The 21,197-nt window shown below is 70.6% G+C and carries 16 protein-coding genes and 5 pseudogenes; 18 read left to right on the forward strand and 3 right to left on the reverse strand.

Annotation, left to right across the window (positions count from 1 at the left end):
• Nucleotides 1-25: 25 nt before the first annotated feature.
• The gene (locus ACF1GV_RS37980) at nucleotides 26-1,483 is read right to left on the reverse strand and encodes a pyruvate, phosphate dikinase (protein WP_391690669.1); all 1,458 of its coding nucleotides are present in this window, start codon (nucleotides 1,481-1,483) and stop codon (nucleotides 26-28) included.
• A 209-nt stretch (nucleotides 1,484-1,692) separates the two neighbouring features.
• Between ACF1GV_RS37980 and pflB the strand changes: the two genes are divergently transcribed.
• The 14 genes and pseudogenes from pflB (at nucleotide 1,693) to ACF1GV_RS38050 (ending at nucleotide 15,410) form a co-directional block, all read left to right on the forward strand.
• Entirely contained in the window at nucleotides 1,693-3,954 is a 2,262-nt protein-coding gene (gene pflB / locus ACF1GV_RS37985) for a formate C-acetyltransferase (protein ID WP_391690672.1), read from the forward strand.
• Nucleotides 3,951-4,697 (forward strand): pyruvate formate-lyase-activating protein, encoded by a 747-nt coding sequence (gene pflA, locus ACF1GV_RS37990; RefSeq protein WP_391690675.1) that lies wholly within the window; start codon nucleotides 3,951-3,953, stop codon nucleotides 4,695-4,697. Before pflB ends, pflA begins: the two co-directional genes overlap by 4 nt.
• A gap of 27 nt (nucleotides 4,698-4,724) precedes the next feature.
• A pseudogene (locus ACF1GV_RS37995) lies at nucleotides 4,725-4,946 on the forward strand (universal stress protein); the annotation flags it as partial.
• Between the two features lie 173 nt (nucleotides 4,947-5,119).
• Nucleotides 5,120-5,464, forward strand: a complete 345-nt coding sequence (locus ACF1GV_RS38000) for a universal stress protein (RefSeq protein WP_391690731.1) — start codon at nucleotides 5,120-5,122, stop codon at nucleotides 5,462-5,464.
• A 569-nt stretch (nucleotides 5,465-6,033) separates the two neighbouring features.
• Entirely contained in the window at nucleotides 6,034-7,518 is a 1,485-nt protein-coding gene (locus ACF1GV_RS38005; RefSeq protein ID WP_391690677.1) for an APC family permease, read from the forward strand.
• Between the two features lie 29 nt (nucleotides 7,519-7,547).
• Complete coding sequence (locus tag ACF1GV_RS38010) at nucleotides 7,548-8,762, forward strand: arginine deiminase (RefSeq protein ID WP_391690680.1); 1,215 nt, start codon at nucleotides 7,548-7,550, stop codon at nucleotides 8,760-8,762.
• Nucleotides 8,763-8,780: 18 nt separating this feature from the next.
• Nucleotides 8,781-9,782, forward strand: coding sequence for an ornithine carbamoyltransferase (gene argF / locus ACF1GV_RS38015; RefSeq protein WP_391690683.1), 1,002 nt, complete (start codon nucleotides 8,781-8,783; stop codon nucleotides 9,780-9,782).
• A gap of 4 nt (nucleotides 9,783-9,786) precedes the next feature.
• A complete protein-coding gene (locus ACF1GV_RS38020; protein ID WP_391690686.1) occupies nucleotides 9,787-10,710 on the forward strand; it encodes a carbamate kinase in 924 nt (307 codons plus the stop codon).
• Between the two features lie 162 nt (nucleotides 10,711-10,872).
• A complete protein-coding gene (locus ACF1GV_RS38025) occupies nucleotides 10,873-11,493 on the forward strand; it encodes a hypothetical protein (RefSeq protein WP_391690734.1) in 621 nt (206 codons plus the stop codon).
• Nucleotides 11,494-11,560: 67 nt separating this feature from the next.
• Nucleotides 11,561-12,442 carry a universal stress protein gene (locus ACF1GV_RS38030; RefSeq protein WP_391690689.1) on the forward strand — a complete coding sequence of 294 codons (882 nt, stop codon included), beginning with the start codon at nucleotides 11,561-11,563 and terminating at the stop codon, nucleotides 12,440-12,442.
• 372 nt (nucleotides 12,443-12,814) lie between these two features.
• Complete coding sequence (locus ACF1GV_RS38035) at nucleotides 12,815-13,717, forward strand: universal stress protein (RefSeq protein ID WP_391690692.1); 903 nt, start codon at nucleotides 12,815-12,817, stop codon at nucleotides 13,715-13,717.
• 274 nt (nucleotides 13,718-13,991) lie between these two features.
• Nucleotides 13,992-14,329 (forward strand): annotated as a pseudogene (locus ACF1GV_RS38040) (phosphoketolase); the annotation flags it as partial.
• 91 nt (nucleotides 14,330-14,420) lie between these two features.
• Nucleotides 14,421-14,621, forward strand: a pseudogene (locus ACF1GV_RS38045) (pyridoxamine 5'-phosphate oxidase family protein); the annotation flags it as partial.
• 87 nt (nucleotides 14,622-14,708) lie between these two features.
• Nucleotides 14,709-15,410: a response regulator gene (locus ACF1GV_RS38050; protein ID WP_391690694.1), complete on the forward strand. Its 702-nt coding sequence runs from the start codon at nucleotides 14,709-14,711 to the stop codon at nucleotides 15,408-15,410.
• 37 nt (nucleotides 15,411-15,447) lie between these two features.
• Here the strand turns inward: ACF1GV_RS38050 and ACF1GV_RS38055 are convergent, their stop codons facing one another.
• Nucleotides 15,448-15,861, reverse strand: a complete 414-nt coding sequence (locus ACF1GV_RS38055) for a pyridoxamine 5'-phosphate oxidase family protein (RefSeq protein ID WP_391690697.1) — start codon at nucleotides 15,859-15,861, stop codon at nucleotides 15,448-15,450.
• A 99-nt stretch (nucleotides 15,862-15,960) separates the two neighbouring features.
• Between ACF1GV_RS38055 and ACF1GV_RS38060 the strand changes: the two are divergent.
• From ACF1GV_RS38060 to ACF1GV_RS38070, 3 genes and pseudogenes are all read left to right on the forward strand, one after another.
• Nucleotides 15,961-16,140 (forward strand): annotated as a pseudogene (locus tag ACF1GV_RS38060) (histidine kinase); the annotation flags it as partial.
• 565 nt (nucleotides 16,141-16,705) lie between these two features.
• Complete coding sequence (locus ACF1GV_RS38065; protein WP_391690700.1) at nucleotides 16,706-19,171, forward strand: PAS domain S-box protein; 2,466 nt, start codon at nucleotides 16,706-16,708, stop codon at nucleotides 19,169-19,171.
• Nucleotides 19,172-19,452: 281 nt separating this feature from the next.
• Nucleotides 19,453-19,839 (forward strand): hypothetical protein, encoded by a 387-nt coding sequence (locus ACF1GV_RS38070; RefSeq protein WP_391690703.1) that lies wholly within the window; start codon nucleotides 19,453-19,455, stop codon nucleotides 19,837-19,839.
• A 63-nt stretch (nucleotides 19,840-19,902) separates the two neighbouring features.
• Here the strand turns inward: ACF1GV_RS38070 and ACF1GV_RS38075 are convergent, their stop codons facing one another.
• Nucleotides 19,903-20,277 carry a hypothetical protein gene (locus ACF1GV_RS38075; RefSeq protein ID WP_391690706.1) on the reverse strand — a complete coding sequence of 125 codons (375 nt, stop codon included), beginning with the start codon at nucleotides 20,275-20,277 and terminating at the stop codon, nucleotides 19,903-19,905.
• A gap of 353 nt (nucleotides 20,278-20,630) precedes the next feature.
• Here ACF1GV_RS38075 and ACF1GV_RS38080 point away from each other — a divergent pair.
• Nucleotides 20,631-21,197 (forward strand): annotated as a pseudogene (locus tag ACF1GV_RS38080) (hypothetical protein); the annotation flags it as partial.

The raw sequence follows: 21,197 nt of genomic DNA on the forward strand, positions 1-21,197 counted from the left end.
ACCGACAGCACGGTGCCTTCCACAATCAGAGTGCCGTCCCGGGTGGTGAAGCGGCGGCCGTCGAGGTCGACGGACAGCTCCTCGGCCCCGCACACGCACACTTTGCCCATACGCGGGCGACGACGGCCGCGTGCGAGGTCTTGCCGCCGCGGCTGGTCAGCACCGCCTGGGCGGCGACCATCCCGGGCAGGTCGTCAGGGGTGGTCTCCTGCCGTACGAGGACGACGTTCTCGCCGGCCGCGGCCCGCCGGACCGCCTCGACGGAGTCGAAGACGGCCGCCCCGACGGCGGCACCCGGTGAGGCCGGGATGCCCCGGACGAGAGGATCGCCCACTCGCGCCACGTCGAAGCGCGGGAACATCAGCCGGGCCAGTCCTTCGCCGCCGACCCGGGCCAGCGCCTCGTCATCGTTGATCAGCCCCTCGTCGGTCAGCTCGGCGGCGATGGCGAAGGCGGCCTCGGCGGTGCGCTTGCCGACCCGCGTCTGGAGCATCCACAGCGTGCCGCGTTCGATGGTGAACTCGATGTCGCACAGGTCCCGGTAGTGCCGCTCCAGGGTGTCCACGTGATCGAGCAGCTGCCGGTAGGAGCGCGGGTCGAGGTGCTCCAGGTCGCTCAGCGGCACGGTGTTGCGGATGCCGGCGACGACGTCCTCGCCCTGTGCGTCGGGCAGGTAGTCGCCGTACACACCGCGGCGTCCGGTGGCCGGGTCGCGCGTGAAGGCGACGCCACTGCCGGAGTCGGCACCGAGGTTGCCGTAGACCATGCGCTGCACGGTGACGGCGGTGCCCAGGTCGTCGGGGATGCGTTCGCGGCGCCGGTAGAGGCGGGCCCGTGCGCCGTTCCACGACCCGAAGACCGCGAGGACGGCGCGGCGCAGCTGCTCGGCGGGGGACTGGGGGAAGTCCTGGCCCGTCTCGTCACGGATCAGCCTCTTGTAGGTCTCCACCAGCGCGGCGAGGTCGTCGGCGGTCAGGTGGACGTCGTCGGGGACGCCCCGGACGGCCTTCATCTCGGTCATGACGTTCTCGAAGAGCGCAGAATCGACTCCCATGACCGTGGCGCCGAACATCTGCAGGAGGCGACGGTAGGAGTCCCAGGCGAACCGCCGGCTCCCGGAGGTCTTCGCGAGACCCTCGACGGAGTCGTCGTTCAGGCCGATGTCGAGAACCGTCACCATCATGCCGGGCATCGAGAACCGCGCCCCGGAGCGGACCGACACCAGCAGCGGGTCGTCCGGCTGCCCGAGCCGCCGGCCCGCCGACCGCTCCAGCGCGGCCAGGTGCTGGGACACCTCACGGGACATGCCCGCGGGCTCCGCGCCGCCGGCCAGGTACGCCCGGCAGGCTTCGGTGGTGACGACGAAGCCCGGCGGCACGGGCAGACCCAGCCGTGTCATCTCGGCCAGGTTCGCCCCCTTGCCGCCGAGCAGGCCGGCCAGGTCACGGCCGCCTTCCGCGAAGTCGTACACGCAACGGACCATGACGCCTGCTCCTCGGCTGGTGGGGTCGGTGCCCTCCAGCCTTCACCGCTGAACGAGTGTCCGGCAGGTGCCGGGCGTCCCGCCGACAGGGCCGGTCGGCCCAGGCCGCCGGGGCCGACCGGAACGGCCGGCTGCCCTGACCGGCACTGCCCGCCGCAGCGGCACAGGAGAAGGATCGAAGGCGGAGCCACTCAGGGAGAGGACCTGTGATGACCACGACGACCGTGACCACCGGCAGCCGGACCGAGGAGGCCTGGCGAGGATTCGCCGGGACGACGTGGCGCGAGCGCATCGACGTACGCGATTTCGTCCAGGCCAACTACACGCCCTACGAGGGCGACGCGTCGTTCCTGACCGGTCCCACGGACCGCACACGCGCCGTGTGGGGGAAGGTCAGCGCCCTGTTCCCCGAGGAGCGCCGCAGGGGTGTCTACGACGTCGACCCGGCCACTCCCTCGACGATCACCTCGCACGCCCCCGGATACATCGACCGCGACCGCGAACTGATCGTCGGACTGCAGACGGACGCCCCGCTCAAGCGCGCGATCATGCCGAACGGTGGTCTGCGCATGGTGGAGAACGGCCTGCGTGCGTACGGCTACGAGCCCGACCCCTTCGTCACCAAGGTCTTCGGCGGTTACCGCAAGACCCACAACGACGGCGTCTTCGACGCGTACACCGCCGCCATGCGTGCTGCCCGCCGGGTCGGCGTCATCACCGGTCTGCCCGACGCCTACGGCCGCGGCCGGATCATCGGCGACTACCGGCGCGTCGCCCTGTACGGCACCGACCGGCTGATCGCCGCCAAGCGCGCCGAACGTTCCCTGCTCGACGGCCGGCCCTCCACCGAGCACGTCATCCGCGACCGTGAGGAACTCGCCGAACAGATCAGGGCGCTGGGCGAGTTGACGGAGATGGCGGAGAGCTACGGCTGTGACGTCTCCCGTCCCGCCACGACCGCCCATGAGGCGATCCAGTGGCTGTACCTGGGCTTCCTGGCGGCGGTGAAGGAGCAGAACGGCGCCGCCATGTCGCTGGGCCGTACCTCCACCTTCCTCGACGTCTATCTCCAGCGCGACCTCGAGGACGGTGTGCTCGACGAGACGCGCGCCCAGGAGCTGGTCGACGACTTCGTCATCAAGCTGCGGATCGTACGGTTCCTGCGCACCCCCGAGTACGACACCCTCTTCTCCGGCGACCCGACCTGGGTGACGGAGACCATCGGCGGTATGGGTCTGGACGGCCGACCGCTGGTCACCCGCACCTCGTTCCGCTTCCTGCAGACGCTGCACAATCTCGGCCCGGCCCCCGAACCCAACCTGACCGTGCTGTGGTCGCCGCGCCTGCCCGCCGGTTTCAAGGAGTTCTGCGCCCGGGTCTCCATCGACACCAGCGCCGTCCAGTACGAGTCCGACGACCTGATGCGGCCGCGCACCGGCGACGACACCGCCATCGCCTGCTGCGTCTCCGCCATGGCGGTCGGCAAGCAGATGCAGTTCTTCGGCGCGCGCGTCAACCTGGCCAAGGCGCTGCTGTACGCCGTCAACGGCGGCCGCGACGAGATGACCGGAGAGCAGATCACCCCGGAGACGGCCCCGCTGACGGGCGAGTACCTGGACTACGACGAGCTGTCGGCGGCCTATGACCGAGTCCTGGACTGGCTGGCCGAGACATACGTCAACACGCTCAACGTCATCCACTACATGCACGACAAGTACGCCTACGAGCGCCTGGAGATGGCGCTGCACGACCATCCCGTGCACCGCTTCATGGCCTGTGGCATCGCCGGACTGTCGGTCGCCGTGGACAGCCTGTCCGCCGCGAAGTACGCGCGGGTGAGGGTGTTCCGCGACGCGACCGGACTCGCCGTGGACTACCGCACCGAGGGGGAGTATCCGGCGTACGGCAACAACGACGACCGTGCCGACACGATCGCCGTCGGCCTGGTGGAGTCCTTCATGGCGAAGGTACGCAAGCACCCCGCCTACCGGGACGCCGAGCACACCCAGTCGGTCCTGACCATCACGTCCAACGTCGTCTACGGCAAGCACACCGGCAACACCCCCGACGGCCGCCGCGCCGGCGCGCCCTTCGCCCCCGGCGCCAACCCGATGAACGGCCGGGACCGGCACGGGGTGGCCGCCTCGGCCCTGTCGGTGGCGAAGCTGCCGTACGAGCAGGCCAGGGACGGCATCTCGCTGACCACGACCATCACCCCCGAAGGGCTCGGGCACGTTCCCGAGGACCGGGCGGGCAATCTGGTCGGCATCCTCGACGCCTACATGTCGGCCGGCGGCTTCCACATGAACGTCAACGTGCTGGACCGGGCCGTCCTGGAGGACGCCATGGAACACCCGGAGACATACCCCGAGCTGACCATCCGGGTCTCGGGGTACGCGGTCAACTTCGTCCGCCTGACCCGTGAGCAGCAGCTCGACGTGATCAGCCGCACCTTCCACGGATCGTTGTGAACACCGTCGCCGCCCCGCTCACGGGCCGGATCCACTCCTGGGACCTGTCCACCGGCGTGGACGGTCCCGGGACCCGGTTCGTCCTCTTCGTCAGCGGCTGCCCGCTGCGCTGCCTGTACTGCGCCAACCCCGACACCTGGCACCTGCGCGACGGCCGGGAGACGACCGTCGACGAGGTCATGGCGGAGATCGGCCGGTACCGCGACTTCGTCACCACGGCCGGCGGCGGCGTGACCGTCACCGGCGGCGAGCCGCTGCTCCAGCCCGCCTTCACCGGCGCCGTCCTGCGCCGCTGCAAGGAAGCCGGGCTGCACACCGCCCTGGACACCTCGGGCTTCCTCGGAGCGCGAGCCGGTGACGACCTGCTCGCCGACACCGATCTGGTGCTGCTGGACATCAAGTCCTTCAGCGCCGCCACGTACCGCAGGCTGACCGGCGGCGAGCTGACGCCCACCCTCGACTTCGCCAGGCGTCTCGACCGGCTCGGCAAGCGCATGTGGATCCGCTACGTCCTGGTCCCCGGCTGGACCGACGACCCGCAGGCCGTCGAGGGCCTGGCCGGCTTCGTGACCGGCCTCAGCAGCGTCGAACGGGTCGACGTACTGCCGTTCCACAAGCTGGGAGCAGCGAAGTACGACGCCCTCGGCATCCCCTTCCCGCTCCACAACACACCGGTGCCGGACTCCCTCCTCACCGAACGGGTCCGCGCGCAGTTCCGGGCCCACGGACTCGTCGCTCAGTGATGGCCGAGCCTCGTATCGCCGACGACCATGGGCCGAACGGCCACGGCAGGGCCCGAACCACCCCCCGTGCCGTACGCCGCCTTGGCGCATCCGCGGCGCAGCGCGTCAGCAGACGCAACCCGGACGGACGTGAAGACGTCCACGAACGTGGTGCTCGCCGACGGGGCAGACGCCCTCCCGAGCCAGGGTGACAACGCCACGGCAGTGATCACCGGACCACGGGGCCGTGCTGAGCCGGCGGGACTGCTACCGGGGTCGACAGGACTGGCCGTCGCGGCCCGCGCCCACTTTCCGGTGATCGTCGTCCGAGGCGGACCAGCCGGTCTCGTCGGCAGTCACGGGCGCGTCCTTCTCGTCGCCGCAGACGCCACCACCGGTTCGGACGCTGCCCGGTTCGCCTTCCACGAGGCCGAGGTGCGCGGCTGCACCCTCGACGTGGCCGAGCCTGGCGCTGCCCCGCCCACGAGAGCACCGACACGGCCGCACGCGCCGAGGAACCGGCCCGGTACCACGAGGAACGTGCCGTCGCCCGGCTCGACGAACTGCTGCGGGACGTGGCCGCCGACCACCGGGACGCCCGGGTGCACCGCGCAATCGTGGAGGGCCCGGCCCGCAGGGTGCTGGCGGACCGCTCGGCGGCCGCCGACGTCGTGATCGTGGGGGCGCGGCGCAGGCACGGCCATGCCGGCCTTCAACTCGGCCGGGTCGCTCACACGCTCCTTCACCGCTCGCTCGCACCCGTGGCCGTCGTACTCCAGCGCGTGTGAGGGCGAGTCCTGCGGAAATGCGGCCCTCAAGGAGGGCTGACTGTCGACCACCACCTGGAGCGCATCAGTCACGGTTCCACCGTCAGCAGCCTGGTCCACGGCTGGTCCCTCGCCCGATGCCGGCGTGTCGAGGCAGGGCAGTACTGCCAGGAAGCTCTGTTCCGACCTGATGCCGGTCGACATCGAGCTGCCCGACCGAGCGGTCAGTGGGGAGCCGGGGGAGACCTGTGAACTCGTGCCGCGTAGCCGCGGGTTGCTGCCCGGGCCGGGTGACCCATGGAGCAGGGTCTGGGTCCTCGTGGGCGGTGACGCCCGGCAGGTGAGCGGACGGCACCGGGTAAGGGGTGCGCGAGGTCGCCCGTCCCGGCCCACAGCCCAGGTACGGGGACTTGCATACGCATGGTCGGCGCTCCTGTCGGCTGTCGTGGCCGCGTTGGGCTGAGCGGGCCCCGGGGGCCGGGACCATCGGACCGGAAGCAGGGGGCCTGCGGCCACTGACCCCGGGCGGCGGGGCACAGAAAGATCGTCGCAGATCGACTCACCCTCACGAACTGCGCAAGGAGTAAGCCATGTCCGCGTCCAGACAGGACGGGAAGCGAAGGGCGCCGGCGCTCGGCCTTCCCGCCGCCTCCGCCCTCGTGATCGGCAGCATCATCGGTACCGGAGTGTTCGCGCTGCCTTCCGCCCTCGCCCCCTACGGGCCGATCTCGCTCGTCGCGTTCGTCGTCGTCACCCTCGGCGCACTCGCGCTTGCGTCGACCTTCGGGTCGCTGTCCAAGCGCGTTCCCGCCAGCGGCGGGCCGTACGTCTACGCCCGTGAGGCGTTCGGCGAGTTCACGGGATTCCTCAACGCCTGGTCGTACTGGATCACCGCCTGGGCGGGCAACGCCGCCATCGTCGTGGCGTGGGTCGGCTACGTGGAGGTGTTCGTCAACAAGGGCCACGACAAGTGGGTGTCCGTGGCGCTGGCGCTGGTCGGGCTGTGGATCCCCGCCGCGATCAATCTCACGGGTGTGCGCAACACGGGTGCGTTCCAAGTGATCACGACCGTGCTGAAGTTCGTCCCGCTGGTCTTCATGGCCACCGTCGGGCTCCTGTTCATCGACCCCCACAACTTCGGCCCCTTCAACGCCAGCGGGCAGTCGGCGGTCGGCGCCATCTCCGCGGCGGGCGCCATCGCCCTGTTCAGCTACCTCGGCCTGGAGGCGGCCTCGGTGGTCGCCGGACGCGTCCGGGAACCCGGACGCAACGTGCCGCGCGCCACGGTCTACGGCACTCTCGTCTGCGCGGTGATCTACATCCTGGGCACCCTCGCGGTCTTCGGCACCGTCGCCCACGGCAAGCTGGGCGGCTCCACGGCTCCCTTCACGGACGCCGTGAACAACGTCTTCGGCGGAACCTGGGCCGGTGACGTTGTCGCGGTCGCTGCGATCATCTCCGGGATCGGCGCCCTCAACGGCTGGACCATGCTGTGCGCCGAGATGCCGTACGCCGCAGCCCGCGACGGCCTCTTCCCCCGCGCCTTCTCCCGACTGCGCGGGGGAAGTGACGTGCCCGTCTTCGGCATCGTCGCCTCCACGGTGCTGGCGTCGCTGATCACGGTGTTCAGCTACACCCGGTTTGACGACGTCTTCACCAAGATCGTGCTGCTCAGCGTGCTCACCGCCGTCATCCCGTACCTGTTCTCCGCCGCCGCCCAGCTGTACTGGCTGCTGGTGCGGGCTCCGGAGAGCCTGAGCCCGCGGCGGTTCGCCCGGGATGTCACCGTCGCCGTTCTGGCACTGGCCTTCTCCTACTGGTCCATCCAGGGCAGTGGCTACCAGACCGTCTACTACGGCCTGTTCGTCCTGCTGCTGGGCGTGCCGGTGTACGTCTGGCTCAAGCGGGGCCAGGCCATGGACGAACGGGTGGCCGACGCCGCGGCCACGGCAAGCCGGACCCGGCCGCAGCGGGCGCCCGAGACACCTGCGCCGGCCCCGCGGCTCTCCCGCGGCCCGCGCACGGGTCGCACGCGCGCACCGCGCAAGCCGAACGACTCCCGTCACCAGGACTGACCGCCCCGCTGCTCGGAGGAACTCCCGCGATGAACACCTTCCACGTCGACTCCGAAGTCGGACGGCTGCGCCAGGTCGTCCTGCACCGCCCCGGCCTCGAACTCTCGCGCCTGACGCCGCGCAACGTCGACGCTCTGCTCTTCGACGACATCCTGTGGGCCAAGCGGGCCCGCGAAGAGCACGACGCCTTCGCCCAGGCCCTGCGCGACCACGGCGTCCGCGTCCACTACTTCGCCGACCTGCTCGCCCGGACCCTCGACGTCCCCGAGGCCCGCGCATGGCTGCTGGACCGGATCCTCACCCCGGCCATCGTCGGACCGGCCCTCATCGACCCGGTGCGCGCCCTGTGTGCCGAGCTCGACGGGGAGACGCTCGCCGGATACCTGATCGGCGGACTGCTCAAGAGCGATCTGCCCCTTGCCGACCCGCACAGCCTGGTGTGGAGCGCGCTCGACACCGACGACTTCGCACTCCCACCACTGCCCAACCACCTCTTCCCACGCGACAACTCATGCTGGCTGTACGACCGTCTGACGGTGAACCCGATGGCCAAACCGGCCCGGCGCCGTGAGAGCCTGCACGCGGAGGCGATCTACCGCTTCCACCCGATGTTCGCCTCCGTCGCCCCACGGTCTCTGCTCGGCGGTGCCGTGGGCACCCTGGAGGGCGGCGACGTGCACGTCCTCGGCAACGGCGCCGTCATGGTCGGCATGGGCGAGCGCACCACCGCCCAGGCCGTGGAGAACCTGGCCGCCCGGCTGTTCGCGAGCGGCACGGCGAGGCGGCTGATAGCGGTCCAACTGCCTGCGACCCGTGCCTACATGCACCTCGACACCGTGCTGACCATGCTCGACCGCGATGCGTTCGCCATCTACCCGGGCCTCGCCGACTCCCTGCGCTCCTGGACACTCGTTCCCAGCGACACCCGCGAGGCCGGCTTCGACGTCGTCGCGAACTCCGTCCTGGCCACCGCGCTCGCCGAGGCCCTGGACATCGACAAGGTCCGTATGCTCTCCGCGCCGCAGGACATCAGGGCCGCCGAGCGCGAACAGTGGGACGACGGCAGCAACTTCCTCGCCGTCGCCCCGGGTGTCGTCGTCGGTTACGAGCGCAACGTCGCCACCAACACCTTCCTGCGCAAGCAGGGCATCGAGGTCGTCACCATCGCCGGCGCCGAACTCGGCCGCGGACGCGGCGGCCCGCGCTGCATGAGCTGCCCCATCGAACGCGACCCGGCTGCCTGACCCGTGAAGGACACCATCATGACCGTCGACCTGCGAGGCCGCTCCTACCTGAGCGAACTCGACTTCACCCCGGAAGAGATACACCACCTGCTCGATCTCGCCGCGGACCTCAAGGCGGCCCGCCGCGCCGGCACCGAACGGCCCCGGCTGACCGGCCGGCACATCGCCCTGCTCTTCGAGAAGACCTCCACCCGCACCCGCTGCGCCTTCGAGGTCGCCGCCGCCGACCAGGGCGCCGCCACCACCTACCTCGGCCCCGGCGACACCCATGTCGGCCACAAGGAGTCCGTCGCCGACACCGCCCGCGTCCTCGGCCGCATGTTCGACGGCATCGAGTACCGGGGCTCCGCCCAGTCGACCGTCACCGACCTCGCCGCGTGCTCCGGCGTCCCCGTCTACAACGGGCTGACCGACACCTGCCACCCCACCCAGAGCCTGTGCGACATGCTCACCATGCGCGAGCACAGCACGAAGCCGCTCACCGACATCAGCTACTGCTACCTCGGTGACGCCCGCAACAACATGGGAAACTCCCTGCTCTCCATGGGGGCCCTGCTCGGGATGGACGTACGCATCGCCGCACCACGGGCGCTGTGGCCGGACGGTGCGCTGGTCGCCACTTGCCGCACCCTCTCTGCGCGGACCGGTGCCCGCATCCGCCTCACCGAGGACGTCGAGAGCGCCGTGCGCGGCGCCGACTTCCTGCACACCGACGTCTGGGTCTCCATGGGAGAGCCCGCCTTCACCTGGCGAGAGCGGATCGACCAGCTCCTGCCCTACCAGCTCAACGGCAAGACACTGGCAGCCACCGGGAACCCCGACGTGAAGGTCATGCACTGTCTGCCTTCCCTGCACGACGAAGACACCGCACTCGGCCGGGACCTGCTCGCCACCTACGGCCTGACCGGACTCGAGATCACCGACGACGTCTTCTCCTCGCCGGCCTCGATCGTGTTCGACCAGGCGGAGAACAGGCTGCACACCATCAAAGCCCTGCTCGTCGCCACCCTGGAGGACTGAAGCCATGCGCATCGTCGTCGCCCTCGGCGGCAACGCCCTGCTCCACCGCGGCGAACGCCCCGACGCAGCCGTCCAGCGGAGCAACATCGACCGCGTGGCGACCGCACTTGCCGCCCTCGCCCACGAACACGAGCTGGTCGTCACCCACGGCAACGGCCCGCAGATCGGACTGCTCGCTGTGGAGAGCGAGACCGACCCCGCCCTCAGCGCGCCCTACCCGCTCGACCTCCTCGGTGCCCAGACCCAGGGCATGATCGGCTCCCTGCTGGCCCGCACCCTGCACGACGCCCTGCCCGGCCGCCGCATCGCCGCCCTGGTCACCCACACCCTCGTGCGGACCGACGACCCCGCCTTCGACCGGCCCACCAAGTTCGTGGGGCAGGTCTACTCCCGGGGCAGGGCGCGGGAGTTGGCCCGCGAGCGCGGCTGGTGCATCGCCCAGGACGGCACGGGCTGGCGCCGCGTCGTACCCTCCCCGTCGCCCGAACGGATCCTGGAGACCGACACCATCCACGACCTGCTCGCCCTCGGCGCCCTCGTGATCTGCGCCGGCGGGGGAGGGATCCCCGTCACCACCGACCGCGACTGCGGCGCCCTGAGCGGCGTCGAGGCCGTCGTCGACAAGGATCTCACCGCCGCCCTGCTCGCCGAGGACCTCAAGGCGGACTTCCTCCTCATCCTCACCGACGTGCCCTGTGTGTACGAGCACTACGGATCGCCGGACCAGCGGCCCGTGCCCGACGCCACACCTGCCGACCTGCGCCACGGCCGCTTCCCGGACGGTTCGATGGGGCCGAAGACCGAAGCCGCCGCCCGTTTCGTGGAACGCACCGGGGGACTGGCTGCTATCGGGGCGTTGGACGCGGCGTACGAGATCGTCCACGGCCGTTCGGGCACCCTTGTCCGCCCGGATCTCACAGGCGGCTGAACGACGCGCACGGCCCCGCACACGGCGCTGAAAGGCCCGCTGCGACAAGGACCTTGGGCCCCATCGCCGGAGCCATTCGGCATCCGGCGCAGCGCGGCGTGCGGCCAGAGAGTAGGGGTGTCAGGAAAACACGACCTGAACATGCCAGAAGGGACCACGTCCATGGCCGTCCACGACCACTCCCACCGCAACCAGGGCTTCAACCTGTCGTTCCGCAGGAACCGGACCGGATCCGCGCTCGCTGCGTCGACGGGCGTCGCCCTGCACACCGCGCAGGCCCGCGCCCTCGCATCACTGCGCATCCTGACCGGGTTCGTCTTTCTGTGGGCGTTCCTCGACAAGACATTCGGCCTGGGTTACGCCACGGCGTCCGGCAAGGGCTGGGTCGACGGCGGTTCACCGACGAAGGGCTTCCTCAGCTCGGTCGCCGCCGGGCCCATGCGGTCCACGTTCCACGCCTGGGCCGGTGCCGCCTGGGCCGACTGGCTGTTCATGCTCGGCCTGCTGGGCATCGGCGTCGCCGTCATGACGGGTGTGGCGCTGCGACCGGCCGCGGTCGCCGGCACCGCGATGCTCGCGCTGATGTGGACGGCCGAGTGGCCGCCGGCCACACACCTGGCCAACGGAGCACCGAGCATGTCGACCAATCCGTTCGCCGACTACCACGTCATTTACGCCATCGTCCTGATCGCCGTCGCGGCGGCGGGCGCGGGCACCACGTGGGGCCTGGGCCGACTCTGGGCCCGGTTGCCGATCGTGCGCGACCAGGCGTGGTTGCGCTGACCCCGCACCGCAACGCATCCGAACACAACGACGGAATCGGGAGTCCCCGATTCAGGAGGTGGAGATCATGCCCCGCACCATCACCGTCGGCCTCGACGGTTCCCCCGAGAGCCGAGCCGCCGCCGAGTGGGCGGCCGAAGAGGCCGAGTCGCGTGGACTGCCCGTCCGGCTCGTCCATGTGTGGCAACCGGTACCCGAACCCATCGCACAGGCCCCGCTTCTCGGCGCCGAAACCCATCAGCACTGGACCGAGAGGATCCCCCGCGAGTCCGCCGAGGAACTGCGGCTGGCTCACCCCGGCATCGAGGTGACCACCGAACAGCTCAACGGAGTGCCCGCCGAGGCCCTCGTACGAGCCGCCCAGGACGCCGAACTGCTGGTCCTCGGCTCACGCGGCCTCAGTGGGGTCGGCGGCTTCCTGGTCGGCTCCGTCGGCCTCGCGGTCGTCGCGTCCACCGAGCGGCCCGTCGTGCTGGTCCGTCCCGGCGGGCAGACCGCCGGCGGCCACGCCGCGACCACGGGGCGCCGCCCCGTCGTGCTCGGACTGGACACCAGCAACCCGGACGCGGCGCTGATCGAGTTCGCCTTCGAGGCCGCCGCAGCCCGCGGCGTGCCACTGTGCGTTCTGCACGGCTGGAACGAGCCCTACTACTACCCCTACGGCATGGCGCCCGATCCGCAGGTCACCGAGATGGTCGCGCAGAGCGCCGCCGCCGCCCTGGACGAGGCGCTGAAGCCCTGGCAGCAGAAACACCCCGGCGTGGAGGTAGTGACGCAGTCCCGTTCGGGGAGCCCCTCGGTCGTCCTGATCGACGCCTCCCACGAGGCCTCGCTCGTCGTCGTCGGCCGGCGCATCCGGCGCAGCTCCATCGGCGCTCACATCGGTCCCGTCACGCACGCGGTCCTGCACCACTCCACCGCGCCCGTCGCCGTCATCGCGCACCACTGAGTCAGACGTAGATCCCGGCCACCGTCGCGCCGGGGATCCGCCCTCACTCCGCGGCACCGACGACAACCAGACCGTCCGGGCGGCCACGGCCACCCGGAGGACGGCGCGAAGGACCGGATGGCACGCCCGTTTTCGCGCCGTCACCGCGCGTTCTGCTCCCGCTTCGTTCCCGCGATCGAGGCGTGAGCGGCACACACCACCGCCGGACCGCCCCCCGAAGGAGCGGTCGGCCGTGCGACGGTCCGCCCGCCCACGCCGCGGCACCGCGGCCGTCGTACGCACGGCCCAACGGACCCGCGGACCGCGCGGCCCTCCGGGCGGCGGCCGCACAGACCCCGGCTCACGAAGCCAATCCCCGCTCAGGAGGGCACCATGCCCGCACCCGTCATCGCCGGAGTCGATGGATCAGCCGAAAGCCTCGCCGCCGCGGAATGGGCGGCCCGCGAGGCGGCGCTTCGCAACCGGCCCCTGCACCTGATCCACGTCTGGGACTGGCACCCGCGCCCGCACGACGGCGAACCCGCGAACGCCGCCCAGCGGCACCTCGCGATGCGGGCGCTGCGCCAGGCCGAGGACCGGATCCGCGACGCGGTTCCCGAATTGCGCCCGACCGAGGAACAGGTGGAAGGCCCGGCCACCACCGCCTTGCTGAAAGCCGCCGAAAGGGCGGACCTGCTGGTTCTGGGCTCGCGCGGCCTGACCGGTCTCGCCGGACTCCTGGTGGGCTCGGTCGCCTTGGGCGTGGTCGCACGGGCCACGGTCCCCGTCGTCCTGGTCAGGGCGGCGGACCCTGCCGATGGCGAGTGCCGTCCGGCGGACGACGGCAGCGCCCGCCCCCGCACCGACCGCCGCGACGTGGTGCTCGGGCTCGACGTCAAGGAAGCGTGCGACGAGGTGATTCGGTTCGCCTTCGAGGCCGCGGCGCTGCGCCGGACCCGGCTGCGCGTGGTGCACGCCTGGCAGCCACCGTCCGTGCTCGGCCTGGGTCCCGGTGACATCGCCCTGGTGGACGACCCCTGCCGGGCGGACGAGTGGCGGGGTTTCACGTCCGCCGTGCTCCAGGTCTGGCGGGACAAGTACCCCGGCGTCGAGGTTCTGGAGACGGTCGTACGGGGAAAGGCCACCACGGCGCTGAAGCGGGCCGCCTCCGGCTCCGGCCTGCTCGTCGTGGGCCGCCGGATCACCGGCCGGCCGGCGCTCGCACGCACCGGCCCCACCACCCACGCAGTCATCCATCACGTCGGCTGCCCGGTGGCCGTCGTCCCCCACCACTGACCCTGACCCCGGAGCCGACTGCCACGGCACGCGGAAGAGCACTCCGCGTCGGCCCGGCCCTCGGCTTTCGCAACCTTCGACCACGGGGCCGCCCGGGCCTGTCGCCAGGAACGGTCGGCCGTGGCAAGCCCGCGTGACACGGTCGTGCCGCGTCAGAAGGCGCCGGCGGACATGGTCCAAGCCGACGGCACACGGCAGGTACGCCGTGTGCGCCCGGCCGTTCCGCTCGTTGCCGGGAGACGGACCCAGCCGCCCCGGCATGGAGAGGAATCCGATGTCCGCCTACACCCAGCAGGCGCCAGCCGGACTGGAGGGCGAGGAGCTGAGGTCGCCGGACGCCCACTGGCGCGCGGCGAACCACCTGGCCGTCGGTCAGGTCCCCTCATGGCCAACCCCCTGCTGACCGAACCCCTGCGCCCCGAGCACGTCAAACCCCAGCTACTGGGGCACCTTGCCCGGCCTGAACCTGGTCCACACTCACCTCAACCGCGTCATCAACGACCGTGGCCTGGATGCCCTGGCCCCTCTGGAGGGCCGGGGCACGGCGGACCCGCCGCACTCGCCAACGCCGGGCCGGAGGACTCGTACACCGAGATCTACCCAAGTTTCTCGACCCGTCGAGGGCGGAGCTGCCCTGCCGATCATGCACCTGGAACGGTTACGAGATCGCCAACCCCGTGACCGCCGACCTCGCACGACGAGTTCCGCGGGGTGGAGCGTCGTCGTCATCAAAGGGGCGAGCGTCGTGCGTGATCCCGCCGAGCGGGAGCGGCTCATCCGGACCGGCCCGCGGTCCTGGGGGCCGTCGGTCGACGAGGTGTTCGTCCGTATCGATGCCGAGCTGGTCACCGGGTGTGAGCTGGTGGGAGGGGGAACCCTCTACGGAGTGGATCTCGCGCCGTGAGCAATCAGGGCCGATCGGCCCTGGTCTTCGGTCCCAGGGAGGGTAAGGATCGTCAAGTCGATCCGGACAGGGGACAAGGAGCAACCGATGGCGGACCGCGAGCAGGCAGGCAGTGACGACCCGATCCGGGTCTTCCTCCTCGATGACCACGAGGTGGTACGAAGGGGAGTGCACGACCTGCTGAACGACGAGCCGGACATCACGGTGGTCGGCGAGGCGGCCACCGCCGAGCAGGCCCTGGTGCGTGTCCCCGCCCTGCGTCCCGACGTCGCGGTCCTCGACGTCCGGCTGCCGGACGGCGACGGCGTGACCGTGTGCCGGGAGCTGCGGTCGAACATGCCGGACCTGGCGTGTCTGATGCTGACGTCGTTCGACGACGAGGAGGCGCTGCTCGACTCGATCATGGCCGGCGCGTCCGGGTACGTCCTCAAGCAGATCCAGGGGTCGGACCTGGTTTCGGCTGTGCGGACGGTCGCCCGTGGCCAGTCACTGCTGGACGCGAGCGCGACCACCAAGCTCATGGCCAGGCTGCGGGGCGGGCAGCAACAGGAGGCAGAGCCGGATGCGCTGCCCGGACTGACCGACCGGGAGCGGGAGATCCTGGCCCTCATCGGCGAGGGGCTCACCAACCGGCAGATCGGCCAGCGGCTGTACCTGGCGGAGAAGACGGTGAAGAACCACATCTCGCGTCTGCTCGCCAAGCTCGGGGTGGAACGCCGGATCCAGGCGGCCGTGATCGCCACTCAGGCCAAGGAGGCCCAGGGCCGTCTGCGCACCGACGGCCGCTGAACGCACCACCGGCTGCCGAGGGGAGGAGCCTCGTGCGTCACGCTCCTCCCAGGCGGCGGCCGGTGACCACGTCCGACTCGATCCGAACGAACTTCCCGTCCCTGCCCGACGGCATCCATGAGTCGAGGCCGCACCGCGCGAGACGCGCGTGCTCGGCGGCGTCCGTCACGAGGGTGGCCCGACCGGTCACGACCACACCCCAGCCGGAGCGGGCGATCGTGTCGAACGCGTCCGCCTCGAAGGCGACCACGGCGCCGTCGACCGCGCGTACCAGGTCCGAACCGCCCGAGGTCAGCAACACCACGGAAAAGTCCGTGTCGAGGCAGAAGTTGACCGGGAGCACGGCCGGGAGCGCCTGCTTCGTGTACACGATCCGGCCGACCGGTACGTCGGCAAGCAGGCGCAGACACGTCTGTCTGTCGAGTGCGTGGAAATCACCGTTCTTGAGCACCAGGCCATGGTCTGCTCGCGCGGTCGGTGACAACAGGGCCGACCGGCCCCATCCTCACCGACCGACCGGACCGTCGTCCTCCCGCGCCAACGGGTCACCCTGCACGACCTGGCCATCCACCGGCTCTTCGCGACGGGCATGACGTTGCAGAGCACCGGCCGCTTCATCCAGCACGCGGAGGCCTCGGAGCGGGTGCGGCGGGCCGTCGACGACCTCGACCAGACCATCAAGATCATCCGCTCCGCACGTGCCGCTGTAAAAGGGTCGACGGCGGCCGGTTCCAAGAAGGAGCGCGCATGCAGGGGCGCCCCGCCACGCCTTCAGCGCAGGTCCGTGTGAAGCCGGGACCTGCTCGCGCGGAAAGGCACCCCCGCCACGCGACCGCCGACGGGGGCCAATCGGGTAGCTGACGTGCGGCCTGGGCACGCGCGAGTCTGGCGGCGGCGCGAGCGCGGAGGCGAAGAGGCAGGCACACCCGGCCACTGAGCCGGGGGCGCGGGACGGAGCACGGTGATGGCGCGGGTGATCCGGACAGACGTGATCACTTTCGAGCTCGCCACCGCACCAGCCAGCCTCCACACCGCAACCGAGGACCATAGCGTCCGCTTCCACCAGCTGCAGCGCGGCATCTCGGAGCCGATAGCGGCGCGGCCATCGGGCCCGCCGCCGCAGTCGCGGTAGCGCGGGCGGCAGGCCCACAGAGTCCTCCGGGGGTGACAGTGCGGTTCAAGCAATGGGGTACGCAGGCCGGCGAGTTCCGCAATCGGATGTGTTTGCGATGGCCCCGCACTCACTGGCATTCATCCGAAGAGCTCACGGCGGGCGGCAGTGCCGCGCTGACCGAGTGACCGGACGCCGCGGAGGACCAGTCATTGCGGTCACATCCGCGGGCAGGCTCGGACAGCTCAGGTCACTACACGACTTGTCACGGTGCAACCGCCAGTTTCGCGGTGCAATGACCTGTCTGAAGACGTGTTCGGGGGCGAGGACGACAATGAACAGCCTGATCGAAACAGCCGCATCCGCTTCCGCCGGCACGGTGGCGCCTGACACGTGCGCGTGCGGCGCCCGGGTGTCCGGCGGCGTCCCGGGTGCCGCTGAGGAGAGGTTTCGGGGGCTGCTGGAGGCGGCTCCGGACGCCATGGTCATCGTCGATGACACCGGCATCATCCGTCTCGTCAACGCTCAGACGGAAGCTTTGTTCGGCTACGGCCGTGAAGAACTTCTGGGCCACCCCGTCGAGCTCCTGGTCCCGGGCCGCTTCCGTGGTCACCACACCGCACATCGCAACGGTTATGCCCACAATCAGCAGGTGCGCCCGATGGGCGCGGGACTCGACCTGTACGGCCTGCGCAAGGACGGTACCGAGTTCCCCGTCGAGATCAGCCTCAGCCCCCTGGAAACGACCGATGGCCTCCTCGTCTCCGCCGCCGTGCGCGACGTCAGCGAACGCAAGGCCGCTGAGGAGAGGTTTCGGGGGCTGCTGGAGGCGGCTCCGGACGCCATGGTCATCGTCGATGACACCGGCATCATCCGTCTCGTCAACGCTCAGACGGAAGCTTTGTTCGGCTACGGCCGTGAAGAACTTCTGGGCCACCCCGTCGAGCTCCTGGTCCCGGGCCGCTTCCGTGGTCACCACACCGCACATCGCAACGGTTATGCCCACAATCAGCAGGTGCGCCCGATGGGCGCGGGACTCGACCTGTACGGCCTGCGCAAGGACGGTACCGAGTTCCCCGTCGAGATCAGCCTCAGCCCCCTGGAAACGACCGATGGCCTCCTCGTCTCCGCCGCCGTGCGCGACGTCAGCGAACGCAAAGCCGCCGAGCAGCGCATCAACGAGCTCGCCGCGCTGGTCGAGTCCTCGCAGGACGCGATTCTCGCCATGACACTGGACGGCCGCATCACGTACTGGAACGCCGCGTCCCAGCGGATGTACGGGTTCACGGCGGACGAGGTCCTGGGGCAGCACGTATCCATGCTGGCACCACCGGCCGGCAAGCACGAGATCAACGCATTGCTGAAGAGGCTGCGCCAGGGCGAGAAGGTCGAGCACTTCGAGACCTTGCGGCTGACCCGCGCCGGCGCACTGCTGGACGTTGACGTCACGCTGTGGCCGACCCGGGCAGCCGACGGCACGGTCGTCGGGGCGTGCGCGATCGTCCGGGACATCAGTGACCGCAAACGCGCAGAGGCGGAACTGACGGAGCTGTACGAGCAGCAGCGCCACATCGCCCTCACCCTGCAGCGCTCGCTGATGGGCACGCCGCCCGCGATTCCGGGCCTGGCCACCGCCAGCCGGTACCAGCCGGCGACTCAGGGAGCCGGCGTCGGTGGTGACTGGTTCGACCTGATACCGCTCGGCGCCGGACGAGTGGGCGTGCTGATCGGCGACGTGATGGGCCGCGGACTGGAGGCCGCCGCTGTCATGGGCCAGCTCCGCTCGGCCGCTCACGCGTTGGCCAAGACGGGGCTTCAGCCGCGCCAGTTGATGCAGGCGATGGACACCGTCGTCGCCGATCTCGACGTTCCTGACCAGCTGGTCACCTGCTGCTACTTGGTGATCGCTGCGGATGCGGGCGAGGTGACCGTGTGTTCCGCCGGCCATCTGCCGGTTCTCGTCGCCGTCCCCGATGCCCGCACCCGGACGTTGCCGGCACCGGTGAACGCCCCGCTCGGTGTCGGTGGGGTGATCTACGAGCAGTGCAGCAGCACCATCGAGCCCGGCGCCACGCTCGTGCTCTATACCGACGGCCTCGTAGAGACCCCCGGGGCAGACATCGAGGACAAACTCACCCAGCTCATTGCCACCCTGGACGAACTCCCGCCCACCGCGCCGGATCTGGAGGCCACTGCCGACCATGTCCTGTCGACTCTGCTGCCTGACGCGGACGGCCACGACGACGTCACGCTGCTCCTGACCCAGCTGCCTGCCGCCCCGCTGGCCACAGCCACCACACATCTGTCCGCCACGCCCGAGTCCGTGCCCTCGGGCCGTGGCTTCCTCGCCAGGGCACTGCGCGCCTGGGGCTTCGCGGACATGGCCGACGACGCGCTCCTGCTGCTGTCCGAAATCCTCACCAACGCCGTGCAGCACGCCCACGGCCCCCTCGGTGTCCACGTATGCCGCACTGACACCGGCCTCACCGTGGAAGTCAGCGACCACAGCCCCCACCTGCCCCAGCCACGCCTCGCCGCACAGGACGAGGAGTCCGGGCGCGGTCTCCTGCTGGTTCGCACTCTCGCCGACGACTGGGGCGTTCGGCCGACGGACCAGGGGAAAACCATCTGGTTCAGCCTGAAACTGTAGGGGCTGCCCGCCCAGCCGGGGGCCTGCGGGGCCCGTCCGGCTGCTGCGATGCCGGGGCGGGTGCCGAGCGGGGCGACCACCTCACCGCGAACGGTGGCAGGGTCGGTCCCCACCGCCGTCCGGGGTGGCGTGTCCCCCGTAGTAGCTCCCGAGGCCCTCACGACCACGACACGGTCGCGGCCCGCCGCGTCTCCCCTTCGCGAAACCCGTCCGGTGGCCCCACGGCGTCCTGATGCGTTGCCAGGACCACGGCCTGCCTCGAGAAGCAGCGGGCCAAGTGCTTGATTCCGGAAAGCGGGGAGATCGTCTCGATGACGGGCGGTCCGGCAGCGAGCGTGCGGCGTCTGGCGTCCCGGAACGTCCGCGACGCCGTCACCGAAGCCGAGGCGGCGTTCGCCGTCCAGAACGACGACTGGTCGGGCCTCCGCCCGAGGCGACTGGCAGAAAGAGGCGGCGGTGCGCCGGGCGCAGGTGCGCCCGCCGGCCGCCGCCGCACCACCGGCAGCGTCGCCGGCGGCCTGACCGCGCTGGAGGCCGGGATCGACGTAGGCGGTCCCGGGTCAGTGCAGGGCCTGTCGCAGGCCCTGCGTGCGCGTGCCGATCATCTGCCGGCGCTGCCGATGCGCCCCAGGTCTTCAGCTACGGCCTCGCCGCCAGGGCGGTCATGACGCAGTACCACTCCAACGCCACCGGGGCGCCTCGGGCGTCGTTCGGTGCCGGCCGCTGGGCCGTCAGGCGGTGGTGGTGTACTTCTTGGCGCTGTACTTGCCCTTGGTGTTCATCACCCGCAGCCACAGAGTGATCTTCTCGTTCTCCCGGGTGTCGGTGCCCGCGAGCGTGCAGCGCTTGGTCTTGCCGGCGCCCGAGGCCCTGCACTCCAGCGCGCCGCCCGGCCACCGCTTGTTGAAGACGATGACTTCGGCCCAGGCGTCGTCCCGCTTGGTGTCGGTCACCGTCAGGATGTTGCCGCCGTCGATATAGGCGAACTGACCGCCCGTGATGCTGCCGGTCTTGTCCGCGGCCAGTGCGGCCGACTGGGTCCCCAGGACAACTCCCGTCGCGGTGGCCAGAATGGCCACGGCCTGGACGATCCGCTTCACAGCCATGTGTCTCCCCGTTTCTTCGTGGGTTGGTGGTCGGAAGTGTCACATGTTAGCGATCAAGGAACCCGGTTGCGGCGGTGCTCTGTGCCTTGCGCCGGAGCTCCACACCCTGAACCAGTTCGCTACAAACGCCGCGCCGACGAGCGCTGCGTTGACCGGGCCGTTGACGAGTGGTTCGTGCTTTTCCTGTAGGGCTTTGCGGACCTCCAGGGCAACCGCGTCGCGGTCAGGACCCCGGCCCGCAGCGGTGCAGCGCGGCACGCCGGCCGCTCCGGGCAAACCGAGGGCGGCGTGTACTGCCCCGGCCCAGGGCCCCGTGGCGCGCGTTCTTCGAGACGCGGTTACTGTCCTGCGGTATGAAGATCGAATCCCTTCTCGAAGATCTTGACAGCGACGACGCCGAGCGTGTGGAGTCCGCCGTTGCCCGGGTGGTGCAAGAGGCTGACACCCTCGTGCCGGAGCTTCTGCGCAGTGCCGCGACTGCGCGCCAGACAACGGAACTCCGGCCGGTCATGCGGGCCTTGCGCAGCATTGGCCCTCTGGCCTTCGATGCCGGCCTGGCGGCCTGGCGGCGCGGAGAGGTCGCGGACTGGCAGGCGGGCCGTCTCCTCGGTGTATTCGATGAGCGCTGCGCCGACCAGTACGCGGCCCTGGCGGCCGATCCGGATTACGGCAAGTCAGGCAACGGCTTCCAGGGGCTTGTCCGGCTGCGAGTCGACTCGGAGGCCGGGCTGAGGGCACTGGTGGAGACCTACGCTCGTGGTCGTGTAGTCCCGCACAAGGCAGCTGATTACGCCCGCCGGCTCGACGACGTCTTCCGGCCGCGGTTGCGTGCGCTGCGCCGCGACCCGGCAGAGCCCCCCAGGATTCGGCGGGGCGCCATGGCCGCATTGATCGCGGGCGGCGGTGTCGACGCGCTCGAC

The organism is Streptomyces sp. NPDC014006 (assembly GCF_043088925.1).
Classification (GTDB): domain Bacteria; phylum Actinomycetota; class Actinomycetes; order Streptomycetales; family Streptomycetaceae; genus Streptomyces.